The sequence below is a fragment of the Curtobacterium sp. MCLR17_044 genome (genome assembly GCF_003234435.1).
Taxonomy (GTDB): domain Bacteria; phylum Actinomycetota; class Actinomycetes; order Actinomycetales; family Microbacteriaceae; genus Curtobacterium; species Curtobacterium flaccumfaciens.
The window spans coordinates 1-14,169 of sequence record NZ_QKTC01000037.1; the positions used below are offsets into that span (position 1 = coordinate 1).

The 14,169-nt window shown below is 71.2% G+C and carries 10 protein-coding genes and 1 pseudogene; 4 read left to right on the plus strand and 7 right to left on the minus strand.

What is annotated here, in order from left to right:
* The 4 genes and pseudogenes from DEJ04_RS17795 to DEJ04_RS17810 form a co-directional block, all read right to left on the minus strand.
* Positions 1–690 (minus strand): annotated as a pseudogene (locus DEJ04_RS17795) (hypothetical protein); the annotation flags it as partial.
* Entirely contained in the window at positions 687–2,489 is a 1,803-nt protein-coding gene (locus tag DEJ04_RS17800) for a S8 family serine peptidase (protein WP_111047970.1), read from the minus strand. The pseudogene DEJ04_RS17795 and the gene DEJ04_RS17800, both read right to left, overlap by 4 nt.
* A gap of 158 nt (positions 2,490–2,647) precedes the next feature.
* Entirely contained in the window at positions 2,648–3,205 is a 558-nt protein-coding gene (locus DEJ04_RS17805) for a low molecular weight phosphatase family protein (RefSeq protein WP_258371428.1), read from the minus strand.
* Between the two features lie 2 nt (positions 3,206–3,207).
* Positions 3,208–4,542 carry an adenylosuccinate synthase gene (locus tag DEJ04_RS17810; protein WP_017886319.1) on the minus strand — a complete coding sequence of 445 codons (1,335 nt, stop codon included), beginning with the start codon at positions 4,540–4,542 and terminating at the stop codon, positions 3,208–3,210.
* A 209-nt stretch (positions 4,543–4,751) separates the two neighbouring features.
* Between DEJ04_RS17810 and DEJ04_RS17815 the strand changes: the two genes are divergently transcribed.
* Positions 4,752–4,925 (plus strand): antitoxin, encoded by a 174-nt coding sequence (locus DEJ04_RS17815; protein ID WP_071404361.1) that lies wholly within the window; start codon positions 4,752–4,754, stop codon positions 4,923–4,925.
* Between the two features lie 163 nt (positions 4,926–5,088).
* Here DEJ04_RS17815 and DEJ04_RS18580 read toward each other — a convergent pair whose 3' ends face one another.
* Both DEJ04_RS18580 and DEJ04_RS17820 read right to left on the minus strand, forming a co-directional pair.
* Positions 5,089–5,253 (minus strand): hypothetical protein, encoded by a 165-nt coding sequence (locus DEJ04_RS18580; protein WP_155896763.1) that lies wholly within the window; start codon positions 5,251–5,253, stop codon positions 5,089–5,091.
* A gap of 166 nt (positions 5,254–5,419) precedes the next feature.
* Positions 5,420–9,091: a S8 family serine peptidase gene (locus tag DEJ04_RS17820; protein WP_111047972.1), complete on the minus strand. Its 3,672-nt coding sequence runs from the start codon at positions 9,089–9,091 to the stop codon at positions 5,420–5,422.
* Positions 9,092–9,242: 151 nt separating this feature from the next.
* Between DEJ04_RS17820 and DEJ04_RS17825 the strand changes: the two genes are divergently transcribed.
* From DEJ04_RS17825 to DEJ04_RS17835, 3 genes are read left to right on the plus strand one after another with little or no spacing between them, the layout of a single operon-like run.
* Positions 9,243–9,908, plus strand: coding sequence for a TetR/AcrR family transcriptional regulator (locus DEJ04_RS17825; protein WP_245165958.1), 666 nt, complete (start codon positions 9,243–9,245; stop codon positions 9,906–9,908).
* The gene (locus DEJ04_RS17830) at positions 9,905–10,693 is read left to right on the plus strand and encodes a hypothetical protein (protein WP_111047974.1); all 789 of its coding nucleotides are present in this window, start codon (positions 9,905–9,907) and stop codon (positions 10,691–10,693) included. The genes DEJ04_RS17825 and DEJ04_RS17830 overlap by 4 nt, the downstream gene beginning before the upstream one ends.
* Positions 10,690–12,924 (plus strand): YhgE/Pip domain-containing protein, encoded by a 2,235-nt coding sequence (locus DEJ04_RS17835; RefSeq protein WP_111047975.1) that lies wholly within the window; start codon positions 10,690–10,692, stop codon positions 12,922–12,924. The genes DEJ04_RS17830 and DEJ04_RS17835 overlap by 4 nt, the downstream gene beginning before the upstream one ends.
* A 108-nt stretch (positions 12,925–13,032) precedes the next feature.
* On the opposite strand, the gene DEJ04_RS17840 is transcribed toward DEJ04_RS17835, so the two are convergent.
* Positions 13,033–13,671, minus strand: a complete 639-nt coding sequence (locus tag DEJ04_RS17840) for an endonuclease domain-containing protein (protein ID WP_181437879.1) — start codon at positions 13,669–13,671, stop codon at positions 13,033–13,035.
* Positions 13,672–14,169: the final 498 nt, after the last annotated feature.

Sequence of the window (14,169 nt, forward strand, 5' to 3'; positions counted from 1 at the left end):
GGGCGTCGGCGTCGGCGTCGGGGTGGGAGCCGGCCAGCGGTCACCCGCCGCGCAGGAGACCGATCCGGCACGGACGCGCCAGATCTCGGAGGCACCGGCTTCGGCGTCGATGCGGAGCGCGACCGTCGTCGTGGTGCCGTCGGCGGCCGTCGTGGTGCTGCCGACGACGACCTTGGTGGCGCCGTAACGGGACTCCGGCAGATCGCGGCTCCACCCGGGCGTCGCGGTGGCCTCGGTGGTGACGTCGTCGCCGTCGATGGTCAGGCGGTCGAACGACACCGCGGGGGTGCCGCCGGGAGTGCACGCGGCGCGGAGTCCGGTGAACACGACGGGGGGACGATCGCGCAGGGTGAACTCCCCGCTCGCGATCATCGAGGTCGCCCCGTCCGGGCCGGCCTCCGAGCGCAGACCGCTCGTGCGGGTGGTGTTGAGCTTCAGGACGTCCTGCGTCGTGTCGACCCGGGCCACCGTCGGGTCGCCCGAGTCCCAGCGCACGGCCGGTGTCGGTGCGGTGAGCGTGCCACCGTCGATGTCGGTGAGTTCGACGCCCGACGCGGCGGCGAGGGTGGCGCCGTGGGCCGCGGTGTCCGCGCTGGCCGGCAGCGCGAGCATGGGCGCCACGAGGCCGATGCCGAGCAGCGCCGAGGCCGCGAGCGCGATGACGGAAGTGGTGCGTGGACGATCGGTCATCGGCGGGCCTCCTCGGCGAACGCGGTGAAGAAGGCGCGGCCGGCGGGGACGCCGACCCCGGTCACGTCGTCCCAGCCGGGTGCGGACCGGAGTCCCTGCCGACCGGTGTCCCAGAGGAACAGGGTCTCGGGCCACAGCGCTCCGGCATCGGGCCCGCGCGGCGACCAGGTGGCAGCGGAAGCGGGGCGGACGTCGCGGACGGCGTCGGTCCCGAGCATCTCGTAGAGCATCGGCGTGACGAGCCCGATCCGGACCCCCGTGGCGGCCTTGGCCATGGCGACCATCGAGGCGACCATCGGGGTCGCCAGACTCGTGCCGCCGTGCGTGACGTAGCCGGTCACGCCCTTGTGTGGCCCGTACACGACGAAGCCGGTGTTGGGGTCGCCGATCGACGCGACGTCGGGGACGAGTCGCCCGGTCCCCGGTTCGTCGAGCAGCTGGCGCTGCCACGTCGGTCGGTCGTAGACGTCGGACTGGCCGCCGCCGGCGCCGTACGCGAAGCCCGGCGGGATGAGGGCACCGTTGCGCGCGAAGCGGGTCTCGGTCTCCCAACCAGCCTCGACCGCGACGGAACCGTCACGTGCGAGCCCGGTGCTGGTCGCTCCGACCGCGGTCACGTACGGGCTGGACGCCGGCGACGACACGTCGGGGCCGGAGTCGTGGTCACCGACGGCGCTGTTGTCGCCGTCGTTCCCCGAGGACGCGAACACCGAGATGCCCCGGGCCCCCGCCTCGACGAGCACCCGGTTCAGCAGCGTCCGGTCGTCCGCGGTGTCCAGGTCCTCGGTGGACCCGAACGACAGGCTGATGACGTCCGCACTGCCGTGTTCGACGACGTCGAGGATCCGCGAGAACAACGAGGTGGTGCTGCAGTCGTCGGCACCCCAGTACTCGATGTCGGCGTCGGGGGCCATCGCGTGCACCGCCTGCACGTCGAGGTGCTGCTCCTCTGTCCAGCTCTGCGGCCCGCCGCAGCGGGAGGTGTCCGGCGACGCCGGAGCGTGGTGCTGGTACTGCCCCGAGCGGAACGGCTGGGCGCCCGCCGCCCGGAAGTAGGTGTCCGTGTTCGCTTCGACGTCGGGGTCGTCGTAGGCGGCGACGATCGCGATGGTCGCGCCGCGTCCGGTGTACCCGGCCGGCACGTCGTGGACCTCGCGCAACTGGGCCGGCTGGTACCCGCACAGCGCGTTCGATCGGTGCGTGACCGGCACCGATGCGGGCCAGTCCGTCGTGAGGCGCTCGCCCCACCATGCTGCGCACTGTCCGTCGTCGGCCAGGACCGGCGGTCGCGGGACGGTCTCACCCGGTGCCGGGGTGGGTGCCACCGCTGCTGCAGTGGTCGTCTCGGTCGGTCGGACGGCGTCGGAGTCAACGGCTCCGGACACGCCGACGACGGCGGTCAGCCCGCGTGGCACGGCGAGGGCGCGGACCGGTGCCACGGCGCTCTGTCCGGCGACGTCCCACCGCGCGAAGGAGGTGTGGAAGGCGTCCGCGATGCGCGCGGCCGTCCCGCGAACGGGCAGGGACGCGATCGAGCGCTCGACGGGGCCGACGTGGAGCCCGGCACCGCGCAACCAGGTCGCCACGGCCGGGGCGCGGTCGAGGTGCACGGGGTCGAGGAGGACGGTGAGGGACAACTCGTCGGCGGTCACCGGGTCACCGCGCTCGGCGTGTGCGGTCCAGGCGGGGACGGAGTCCGCGAGCGGTCGGTCGGGCGAGGGCGGTGCGGGGCGCACGAGGAGCGCGCCGGGGATGATCACGGCGAGCGCGAGCGCACCGATGAGGAAGCGTGGACGCATGGGTTCCTGGTCTGCTGAGAGGCGGGGACGCAGCGCTGCGCGCTGCCACAGCGACCTTACATGCAACTGAGAATCGTTATCACTCGCAGGACACGGGCAGTCCAGACAAACAGGAGGCCCGGTGTCAGCTGACACCGGGCCTCCTGTCCGTCAGGGGGTCAGACCACGGCGCGCAATGCGTCCGCGATGCCCGTCAGGGCCACGTCGACCTCGTCGGCCACGCGCCGGTGGGTCGCCGTCGAGCGACGGTAGGGGTCGTCCACATCGTCGTCGGCCGGGTCGGCGGGCGGCGGGACCGTTCCACGCAGCCGGGCGACACGCTCCACGAGTTCCTGCGGGGTCGTCACGTCGGCCAGGTCACCGGGCTCGAGGCCCGCGAGCACCCGCGCGAACTGCTTGATCGTGAACGTCCGCTTGGATGCCCGGGGTGCCAGGGAGACAGCGGCTGCACGGTGCGATCGCTCGGCGGTCAGCACGAGATCGGCGCTCGCGACGATCTCGGCCGTCAGGTACCGCGACCGGTGGGCCGACGGGTCGCCCCCGAGCCGGACGGACTGCTCCGCCGCGGCGGCGTCCATCGCGGCACCGTCGTCGGCGATGGTGCCGGCCGACTCGACCACGAACGCGGGGGCGTCCGGGCCGAGTCGTGCCGTCAGGACCTGCGCGCCGAGCGGCGACCGGCAGATGTTGCCGCTGCAGACGAACAGGATCCGCATCGTCACGCTGCGTCGGTGCGCTCGCCGGCGCGCTGGTCGGCACGCTCGTCGTCGCCGAGCAGGTCGTGCCGCACGACGATGGCGTCACGGCCGGGGCCGACACCGATCGCGGAGATCCGTGCGCCGGACATCGCCTCGATCGCCAGGACGTAGTCCTGCGCGTTCTTCGGCAGGTCGTCGAAGGTGCGGGCTCCGGTGATGTCCTCGGTCCAGCCGGGGAACTCCTGGTACACCGGCTTCGCGTGGTGGAAGTCGGACTGGTTGACCGGGACCTCGTCGACGCGGACGCCGTCGACCTCGTACGCGACGCACACCGGGATCGTCTCGAGCCCGGTCAGGACGTCGAGCTTGGTGAGCACGAAGTCGGTGACACCGTTGATGCGTGCGGTGTAGCGGGCGATCGGGGCGTCGTACCAGCCACAGCGGCGCGGGCGGCCGGTGGTGGTGCCGAACTCGAAGCCGTTGGCGCGCAGGAACTCGCCCGACTCGTCGAACAGCTCGGTCGGGAACGGACCGGCACCGACGCGGGTCGTGTACGCCTTGACGATGCCGATGATCCGCTCGAGCTTGCCCGGGCCGATGCCGGAACCGGTCGCGGCACCACCGGCGGTCGCGGACGACGAGGTGACGAACGGGTAGGTGCCGTGGTCGACGTCGAGCATGGTGGCCTGCCCGGCTTCGAACAGGACGGTCTCGCCGCGCTCGAGCGCACGGTGGATCTCGAGGGCCGTGTCGGCGACCATCGGGCGCAGGCGCTCGGCGAAGGACAGCAGCGACTCGACGACTTCTTCCGGGTCGATCGCGCGGCGGTTAAAGACCTTGACCAGCAGGTGGTTCTTCTGGTCGAGCGCTGCCTCGACCTTCTGGCGCAGGATGTTCTCGTCGAAGATGTCCTGGATCCGGATGCCGACGCGGTTGATCTTGTCGGCGTAGGTCGGGCCGATACCGCGACCGGTGGTGCCGATCTGGCGCTTGCCCAGGAACCGCTCGGTCACCTTGTCGACGGTGCGGTGGTAGTGCGTGATGACGTGGGCGTTGGCCGACACGAGGAGCTTCGAGACGTCGACGCCGCGGGCACGCAGGGCGTCGAGCTCCTGGAACAGCACCTCGAGGTCGACGACGACGCCGTTGCCGATGATCGGGGTCACGCCGGGCGTCAGGATGCCGGAGGGCAGCAGGTGCAGGGCGTACTTCTCGCCGCCGACGACGACGGTGTGGCCGGCGTTGTTGCCGCCGTTGAACTTCACGACGTAGTCGATGCGGGAGCCGAGGAGGTCGGTGGCCTTCCCCTTGCCCTCGTCGCCCCACTGGGCTCCGATGATGACTGCTGCGGGCATCTGGTTCTCCTCACGTTGGCGGAGGACCGCACACGGCCGTCCGGGCCGGTGGTCCACCCGAGTCTATCGGCTGGTCACCTGCGCGTCACCCGCTGTGACGTCCTGTGGACGGCGGGTCGCTTGTCCACATGGAACGCACCTGGATGTCCGTCCGGATCGGTCGGAGCACGGTCGGACGCGTCCAGATCCACGACGCGGAGGAGCATGACATGAGCGGCATCGGAGACAAGGCGAAGGACTTCGCCGACAGCGACAAGGGCGAGCAGGCAACGGACGCCGGCCTCGACAAGGCGGGCGACGCGGCCGACAAGGCGACCGGCGGCGGGCACGGCGACCAGATCGGCAAGGCCGAGGACGCGGCCGACGGCAAGATCGGCAAGTGACGTCCGACACGTCACCGACGTATAGACGGGCGCGTTCCGCTCAGCGGCGACGCGAAGCGTTGCGCGGGGCGCGCCGACCGAGCCTGCGAGGGAGGGGTGCCAGCTGGCACCGCGCCTCCCGTCTGTCGGTCAGTGCGTCCCGAGCCACCCGGCCGACCCCGGATCAGCTCCGGAAGAAGTCCTGGTACGACGGGTCGCCGACGGGCTGGGAGTGCCCCGGCTCGGCCAGGCGCTGCTCGATCATGGCCTGGATGACGTCCGGCGGGGTGAGTCCACGACGGCGCCACTCGACCGGATTGGACCGGAGCTGGTTCAGCGTGTTCTGCATGGGACAAACAGTTGCACCACTTCACTAGTTTGCCTAACTACCTGTCCCGAACACGCGTTCGCGGGGTGGGGTGCCCCGTGCTTGGTGAGCAGAAGAGGTCGGATCCCCACTCGGGACCCGACCTCTTCTGCTCACCATGTGGCGGGTGAACCGCGCGCACCCTGTCCTAGCGGCGGGTGACCTTCGAGGTCGCCCCGGACTTGGCCGTGCCGTCCTTGTACCCCGAGGCATGGGCCGTCACCTGCACGCTGACGCGGTGCCCGACGTCGGACGAGCCGAGCTTGTACTTGGTACCCGTTGCCGACTTGACGACCTTGCCGTCACGCAGCCACTGGTACTTGTAGGTCGCCTTCGTCGTGCTCCACGTACCGTGCTTCGCGGTGAGGGTCGAGCCGACCTTCGCCGTCCCGCTCACCGTGACCTTGCTCCCCTTCGCCAGCGCGAGCTTCGGCGGGACCACGTTGATCGTCGACGTGTCGGCCTGCTTGCCCGCCGCGTTGTCGAGGTGGAGCAGCAACACCGTCGCCTTGGTGACACCCGAGGCACGGGTGACCGTGAGCGAGCCGGCGTCGGCGAACAGCACGCCGGGGGTGCCGTCCTGCGAGAACGACAGCTTCGGCTTCGACGGGTCGAACGTGGCCGTCTTCGTCTCGTCCACGACCGAGGAACCGCTGGTGGCGGCGCCCGGGGCGTAGGCCGACTCCGTCAGCACCGTGTAGTCGAACTTCTCCGACGAACCGATGGCCTTCGCAGCGACGGTCAGCACCTTCACCGAGCTGTCGAAGGTGTTCACGTCCTGTCCGGGCGCACCGCCGTTGAGCGGCTGGACGTCGACGACGGGGTCGACGTCCGGGTCGTCCAGGGCGGCCTTCGCCAGGTCGACCGTCGTGGCGAACGTGGCGTCCACGGCAGCCGACTTCGCGTTGTACACCAGGAAGTCGGGCTCACCGTCACGGTCCGTGTCGATGAGGACCTCGACGTTGGTCACGGCGCCCGGGTTCGCGTCCGGACCAGCGGTCTGCACGCCGAACGCCAGGGTTCCCGACGCCTTGTCGTACGACGCACCGTAGGAACGGACGTCGGCCGCCTGCAGCGAGCGCGTCGCCGAACCCTCGGGGAACGCCTCGGCGGGGTCGGTGCCGCCGAGCACGAACGGAGCGACGGCGGCGTGGTAGCCGGTCGTCAGTCCACCCTGGTCGAGCGTGCGGCCCTTGAGCGTGAGCTCGGCCGACTTGCCCGGCCCCGTGAACGAGACCGTGGTCCGTGCCCGCACCGCGCTGACGGGCTTCGGGGCCACGTAGGCCCCGAGGCGCATCGGGTTGAGCGAGCTGTCGGTCGGCGCGAACGCCACGATGCCGGAAGCGGCGGCCACGAACTCGCGCTGGTAGCCCTGCTGGACGGCCTCCTGGGTCGGGTCGATGACCCGGCGCAGCTTCGTCGCGTCGGCGACCGAGAACGTCAGCGTGACCGACGCGGTGCCGTTGGCGGGCACCGTGACCTGCTTCGAGCTGAGCGCGAAGGTCACACCCGGCTGCGACACCTGCGGCTGGTACGACACGTTGTACGTGTGCGCCGTGCTGTCGGTGTTGTCGATCTGCAGGGTGCGGGTCTCGCTCGTCCCGCTCGCGACCTCGACGACGCCGAACGACGCGGTGACGAGCTGGTCGTTCTCGGCGCTGCGGACCGTGGTGCCGGCGGTGACCGCCTGCAGTGCGTCCACGCGACCGGTGCCCTGGCGGAGCAGGGTGGCCGAACGGTTGCCGTCCTTCACGTCGTGCGTCGCCGTGTTCATCAGTGCCGCCTTGACCTGCGGGGCGGACCAGGTCGGGTGCGACTGGAACGTCAGCGCCGCGATGCCCGCGACGTCCGGCGTGGCCATGGAGGTACCGCTCATCGACATGCGGCCGTCACCGGTGCCGTTGGCCGCCGAGATCACGTTGACCCCGGGGCCGGCGATGTCCGGCTTGACGATGTCGTCGAACGATCCGTGCACACCACGGCTGGTGAACGACGCGAGCGTGTTCACGGCGTCCGCCTCGATGGCGACCTCGAAGCCCTTGAGCTCGTCCGCGAAGCGCACGTGCAGGGTCCCCGCCTTGGCAGTGGCCTGGAGGCTCGCCACGCTCTTCGCGGTCAGCTCGGCACCCGGGATGGTCGCGTTGCCACCGATGCCGGATTCGAACGTGTCGAGCGTGCCCGCCAGCAGGACGCCGACGCCGCCAGCGGCCTCGACGTTGTTGAAGCGCACGAGGGAACCGCACTCGAGCGCGGCGTCCGTCCACTTCAGCCAGACGACCTTGCCCTTGATCTTCGCGGCGTCGGCGGCGCTGAACGCGGCACAGCCGTCGATGTTCGCGGTCGGGACGACGACGTCACCCTCGACCGGCAGGGTGCCCTTGAAGTTGGACGAGTACTGCGAGCGGTAGGTCTTCGCGACGTCGGCCGGTGCGGTGACCTGCACGCCGTCGTAGAGCGACTGGCCGGTGGCGCTCGCGGCGACGGTGAGCGCGCCCTCGGCGTTGCCCGGCGATCCACCGATGTCCGTGAAGTCGTCGGCGTTGCCCGAGGCGATCACGGGGAGCACGCCGCGCGCGGTCAGTGCGTCGATCTTGGCGTTGTCGGGGTCGTCCGGGGCGCCGTAGTCGGAGCCGAGCGACAGGTTCAGGACGTTGATGTCCTTGCCCTCGGTGAGCGCCTGGCCCACCCAGTCGAGCGCCGCACCGGTGACGTCGGTCGAGCCACCGTTGTCACCGAAGACCTTCAGGGCGTACAGGCCGGCCTCGGGCGCGGTGCCCGGACCGATCCACATGTCCTGCACCTGCTGCGTCGTGAGCTTGGTGTAGTCGCCGTCGAACTGCTGCTTGTCGGCGGTCAGGCCGTAGCCGGCGATCGAGCCGGACACGTGCGTGCCGTGGTCGCCGCCCTTGCCGTCGATCGGGTTGTCGTCGGGAGCCGGCACCGGGTCGTAGGCGTCCGGGTCCGACGGGTCGGCATTGTAGGTCGCACCGGCGAAGTCGTACCCGCCCAGGAACTTCGACGCGTCGTAGAGGCTCGGGTCCGGGGCGCCACTGCTCGCGTTCGCCAGGGCCTGCTGGTACGCCTCGGTGGTGCCGGGGCCACCGAAGTCGGCCTGCGTGTAGTCGAGACCGGTGTCGAGGACGGCGACGTTGACGTCCTTGCCGGTGTGCCCGGTCTGCTGCCAGGCGTTGAGCGAGCGCGTGTAGACGTCGCTCGCGGCGTTCTTCGGCGCGACGCCGTCGGCGCCGGGCTGGACCAGGCTGGGGTCGACGCCCGAGGGAGCGGCGTCGGCGTTCTCGTTGACCGTCGGCTCGACGATCTTCTTCGGCGTGAGCGGGATGATGCTCTCGACGTCGGAGCGCTCGGCGATCTGCCGGAACGCGTCGACGTCGGCGACGACCGCGACGCCAGGGACGGTGTACTCGGTCGAGTAGAGCTCGGTCGCGTCGGCGTCGGCGCGCTTGACGGCCGACCGCACCGCGGCGACGGTCGACTGGATCGCCTCGACGCGGTTCTTGGCCGCGGAGGACTGGGTCCGCGACTTCGTCAGGTCCCCGCCCTTCGCCTTGGCGTCCACTTCGAGGGCACCCTGGCCGGTCGTGCGCACGAAGGCGGCGACGGTCTTCGTCGGCTTGGCGTCACGGAGCGGGGCGGAGAGCTTGAGGTCGGCCACCGAGATCCCGGCCGGAGCTGCGGAGGCCGCGCCCCCGACTGCGAGACCGCCACACGCGAGGGCCGCCACGGCGATGCCGGCGGTCAGGACGCGGGTGAAGCGATGGGGGGTGGGGTTCGGGTCGGTGTTCGGTGTTGCACGGTTCAAAGAGGGCACTCCTGGCTCAGTCCGTGGTTCGCATGAGATTCCTGTGAAGCTATGCGTTCGTTCTCAGGGAAGACAGTCCGCACTTTGGGGGACTCCCCTCGTCCGGGGGACGGAACCTGTTAAGTTGCACACACGTGTGCACGTTATTACGATGGGGTGCGTGACCACCACCGAGCAGCCCTCCCGCGCGCCCCGCCGCGACGCCACGGAGAACCGGGCAGCCCTCCTCGACGCGGCGAAGACCTGTCTGCAGCAGGACCCGGATGCCTCGATCGAGACGATCGCCGCGGCTGCGGGACTCTCGCGCCGTGCGGTGTACGGACACTTCCCCTCGCGCGACGACCTGGTGCGCGAGGTCGTGACCGCCGGCGCCGCCCGGATCGCCGCAGCCATGCCCACCGCATCGGACCTGCAGGAGCTCCCGCCGGCCGCACGCCTCGCCGCCATCGCGGTGACGCTCTGGACCGAGGTGTCGCACGTCCGCTCGATGGCCCGGGTCGCCGTCCGCAGCCCGTTCGCCGAACCCGTCGCCGAGGTGTTCGCGCCGCTGCGCTCACAGGTACGCCAGGCGTGCGCGCTCGGAATCGCCGACGGCGCCATGCGGGACGACGTCGACCCCGAGACCCTCGGCCGTCTGGTCGAGGGCGCGTGCATCGCCGTCCTCGACGAGGCCACCCGTTCCGGCACGAGCGACGAGGACGGACGGCGCATGGTGGTGGTGTCGGCGCTGGGCATGGCCGGCATCGACTGGCGCACGGCACTGCTCTCCGAACCCGCTGCCCCCGCTCCCGCCCCCGCCCCGAAGGACCACGCATGACGCTCGAACTCGACCACGTCGGCATCGGCGAGGAGCCCGGCGCACCCCTGCCCGTCGTCTCCGCCGTCGCCGCCCCCGGACGCCCGGGGGTCCTCGCCGTCGAGACCGAGCAGGCACCCGTGCTCGCGTCACTCGTCGCCGGTGGCCGCATGCAGCCCGACACCGGCCGCCTGCTGCTCGACGGGCACGAGGACCCGGCAGCCGTCCGTCGCTCGTTCGCCCTCGTGGACACCCCCGGGGTCGCCGAGCCCTTCCCCGTCATGACCCTCAAGCAGATCGTGCGTGAGGAGCTCGCGTTCGCCGGGCAGCGCCCGAACCGCGAGCACGTCGACACCGTGCTCGACGAGCTCGGACTGCGGGACTACGTCGACACCGCGGTGCAGCGGGTGCCGACCGCCGTGCGCGTCCGGCTGCTCGTCGAGCTCGCCCTGCTGCGCGACGGTGTGACCGGCATCGTGATCACCTCGCCCGAGCGGCACGGCGGCGCGGTCGAGGACTGGTTCCAGGTGGTCCGCGACGTCGCACGACGGGGCGTGACCGTGGTCCTCGTGACCTCGAAGGCCGCCGCCACCACCGTCGAGCACCTGCTCGACACGATCGACACGCACGACGGCGTCGAGACGCACGGCGGCGTCGAAACGCACGACGACGTCGCCACGCTCGCGACGTCCCAGACCGAGGACCCCGAGGACGTGGCCCGAACCGACGGAACCGAGCCGGGCCTCCCGGCCGCTCCTTCCGTCACCGAAGCATCCGCAACCGTCCCGACGGAGGCACAGAAGTGACCACCACCTCGCTCGTCCGCGCAGAACTCGCGCGGCTCACCGCGACCCCGCTCGCACGCCTGGCGTTCATCGCGCTGATGATCGTGCCGCTGCTCTACGGCGGCGCCTACCTGTGGGCGAACCGCGACCCGTACGCGAAGCTCGACCAGATCCCCGCCGCGATCGTGAACCTCGACGCCGGCGCCACGCTGGACGGCGACCACGTCGACTACGGCAAGGACGTCACGAAGGAGGCCATCGACGGCGCCGACTTCAAGTGGACGAAGACGAGCGCCGCCGATGCCCGCTCCGGCGTCCGGAACGGCACCTACGACTTCGTCGTCACCATCCCGCACGACTTCTCCGAGCACCTGGTGTCCGCGCAGTCGGACGACCCGACGCAGGCCAAGCTCGTCATGACGACGGCCGACACCAACTCGTACCTGGCCTCGACCATCGCCGAGCAGGCGGGCAAGACCATGCGCACCGCCGTCGCCGAGCGCGTCGGCAAGCAGGCCGCGAAGACCCTGCTCGTCGGACTCGCCGACGTCCGCGACAGCCTCGGCGACGCCGTCGACGGTGCCGATGAGCTCGCTTCCGGGACCAAGAAGGCGGACCGTGGTGCGCACACGCTCGCCGACGGCACCGGCAAGCTGTCGTCCGGTGCGGCGGAGCTCGCGTCCGGCACGGCCGACCTGCCGTCGCAGACCCAGCAGCTGAACAGCGGAGCGCAGCAGGTGGCGTCGGGGGCGTCGACCCTGGCGTCCGGGCTGGCCAGCGCGCAGCAGCAGACGGCGGCACTGCCGTCGCAGACGCAGCAGTTGGACAGCGGGGCGCAGCAGCTGCAGTCCGGGCTGCACCAGCTCCGTGACCAGACGGCTTCGCTTCCCTCCGACTCTGCGCGCCTGTCCACTGGTGCGTCGCAGGTCGCCGCCGGGAACGCCACGCTGGCCGACGAGGCCGCACCGTTCATCGCGGGCGTCCAGCAGCTCTCTGCGCAGTCGCCGGAACTCGTCGCGTCGCTGAAGCCCGTCGTCCAAGCCTCCACGGTGCTCTCCGCGGAACAGAAGACCCGGCTGCTCGCCGGGCTCGACGACCTGCAGGCCGGCAGCACCGAGCTCGGTACCGGTGCCGGCGACCTGTCCGGCAACCTGCAGAAGCTCAAGACCGGCAGCGCGCAGGTGTCCGCGGGCGCCTCCCAGCTCGCCGAGCAGGCCCCGGCGCTGACGAGCGGCATCCAGCAGCTCTCCGACGGCTCGGACACGCTCGCCGCCGGCACCGGCAAGCTCGCCGCGAAGGCCCCGGAGCTGTCGTCCGGGATCGCGGACGCGGCCACGGGCGCCTCGACGCTCTCGTCGGGAGCTTCGAAGGTGGCCGACGGTACATCGAAGCTGGCCTCGGCCGCTCCGACCCTGTCGTCGGGTGCATCGCAGCTCGCGACCGGTGCGAAGACCGCCGACCAGGGCGCTTCGTCGCTCGCATCGGGGTTGGACAAGCTCACGACCGGCTCGTCGAAGCTCGCGTCGTCGCTCGACCAGGGCCGCACGAAGATCCCGGCGTCGAACGCCTCGGAGCGGGAGTCGCAGGCCTCCGTCATCTCCGACCCGGTCAAGGTCGGGGACGACAACGTCGCCGCCGCGTCGAACTACGGTGCCGGCCTCGCGCCGTTCTTCATCTCGCTCGCGGCCTGGATCGGCATGTACGCACTGTTCCTCATCCTCAAGCCGATCTCGAAGCGTGCGATCACGGCGGTGCGGAAGCCCCTCGCCGTGGTGTTCGGCGGCTGGCTGACGCCGGCACTCCTCGGCCTGGTGCAGATGGTGGCGCTGTTCTTCATCGTGCGCTTCGCCCTCGACCTGAACGTGGTGCACGTCGGCGGCACGATCGGGATCATGGTGCTGGCCTCGGCGACCTTCGCGGCGATCATCATGGCGCTCAACGTGCTGCTCGGATCGGTGGGGCAGTTCCTCGGCCTGGTGCTCATGCTCGTGCAGCTCGTCACCGCCGGTGGCACGTTCCCGTGGCAGACGCTGCCGGGGCCGTTGGCGGCGCTGCACTTCGCGCTGCCGATGACGTACTCGGTCGACGCGATCCGGCAGACGATGTACGGCGGGAACCTCGGCGCCGCGTGGTCCGACGCGGGCGTGCTGCTCTGCTGGCTGCTCGGGGCGCTGCTGGTGTCCTTCGTGGTCACGGCGCGGCAGACCCGCTCCCGCACGCTGCGCGACCTGCGCCCGAGCCTGATCGGGTAGCGGGGCGCGGGCGCGCGCTCGCGCGCGGGGCGCGGGCGCGCGGGGCCGCCCGCGACATCGAGTGAGCAGAAGACGACGGGTGTGCAATAGCGACCCGTCGTCTTCTGCTCACTCGACGCGACCTCCGCGTGCAAGGAGCGTCTGCAGGTGCGCCACTGCGGCTGAGCGGTGCAGCGTCAGGTCGGACTTCGTCCACCGGACGACCGCCCAGCCGAGTCGTTCCATCTCCCGGTAGCGGCGGAGGTCACGGCCCCACTGCTCGGCGTCGGTCCGGTGGTGGTCACCCTCGTACTCGATGACGATGCGGTGCTCCGGGTACGCCAGGTCGACGCGGCCGACGAACCGACCGGCTTCGTCCAGCACGTCGACCTGCAGTTCGGGCTCGGGCAGCCCCGCGCGGACGATCGCCAGCCGTGCTCGGGTCTCCTGTGGTGACCCGGCCCCCACCCGCACGAGCTCGAGTGCCACGCGCAGCTTCCGTACGCCACGACGATTCCCCGCCCCGGCGAGCGCGGCGGCGAGGTCCTCCAGCGCGGTCGCGCACGCCCGCGACGTGACGATGGCGTCACCCAGGACGACGAGCTCATCGAGTCCGAGCAGGTCCCCGCACTCCACCCACAGCGCCGCGGGGCTGCTGGACGGAACACCCCAGCGCTGCCGGGTGCTCACTCGGTCAGCAGCCACACGGTGCCCGACCACGCCGACGCGCCGGGGCTGCGCCTGCGGGTGCACGCTGGTGATGTGCACCGGTGCGTCAGGGCCGCACGGCACCGGCAGACCCCACAACACCCCCGCAGAGGTGTGGCTGACGAACTGTCCGGGCAACAGGACCGGCCGCAGTGCCTGGATGCGGCGGATCGGATCGGGTGGTCGGTCCCGGGACCATCGGATCGATCGCGTCGGGCAGGTCAGGTCCTTCCGCTGGAGTCGTTGTCGGGGAACTCCGGCTCGATCAGCCGCGCCGATGTCGAAGGCCCGGCCTCGCAGCGCCGGAGGGAGTGGTCGTGGTCGCATGTCGACACGCTCGCGCCCCGCGCCGACGCCCCGCTCACCGAACCGGAGTTCCGTGCAGAACCGGCACCGTGCCTCCGCTGTGGAGGACTCGCGAACCCAAGGGAGTGAGCAGAAGACGACGAGTGACTGTTCGAGACCCGTCGTCTTCTGCTCACTCGACGCCCCCCCCCCCCCCCCCCCCCCCCCCCCCCCCCTTTACCCTATCCCCCCCAACACAGACAACAAACACCA

Bases quoted from the DNA above. Each gene is read 5' to 3' on its own strand.
- DEJ04_RS17800 (WP_111047970.1), bottom strand. From the start codon at position 2,489: ATGCGTCCACGCTTCCTCATCGGTGCGCTCGCGCTCGCCGTGATCATC.
- DEJ04_RS17805 (WP_258371428.1), bottom strand. From the start codon at position 3,205: ATGCGGATCCTGTTCGTCTGCAGCGGCAACATCTGCCGGTCGCCGCTC.
- DEJ04_RS17810 (WP_017886319.1), bottom strand. From the start codon at position 4,542: ATGCCCGCAGCAGTCATCATCGGAGCCCAGTGGGGCGACGAGGGCAAG.
- DEJ04_RS17815 (WP_071404361.1), top strand. From the start codon at position 4,752: ATGAGCGGCATCGGAGACAAGGCGAAGGACTTCGCCGACAGCGACAAG.
- DEJ04_RS18580 (WP_155896763.1), bottom strand. From the start codon at position 5,253: ATGCAGAACACGCTGAACCAGCTCCGGTCCAATCCGGTCGAGTGGCGC.
- DEJ04_RS17825 (WP_245165958.1), top strand. From the start codon at position 9,243: ATGGGGTGCGTGACCACCACCGAGCAGCCCTCCCGCGCGCCCCGCCGC.
- DEJ04_RS17830 (WP_111047974.1), top strand. From the start codon at position 9,905: ATGACGCTCGAACTCGACCACGTCGGCATCGGCGAGGAGCCCGGCGCA.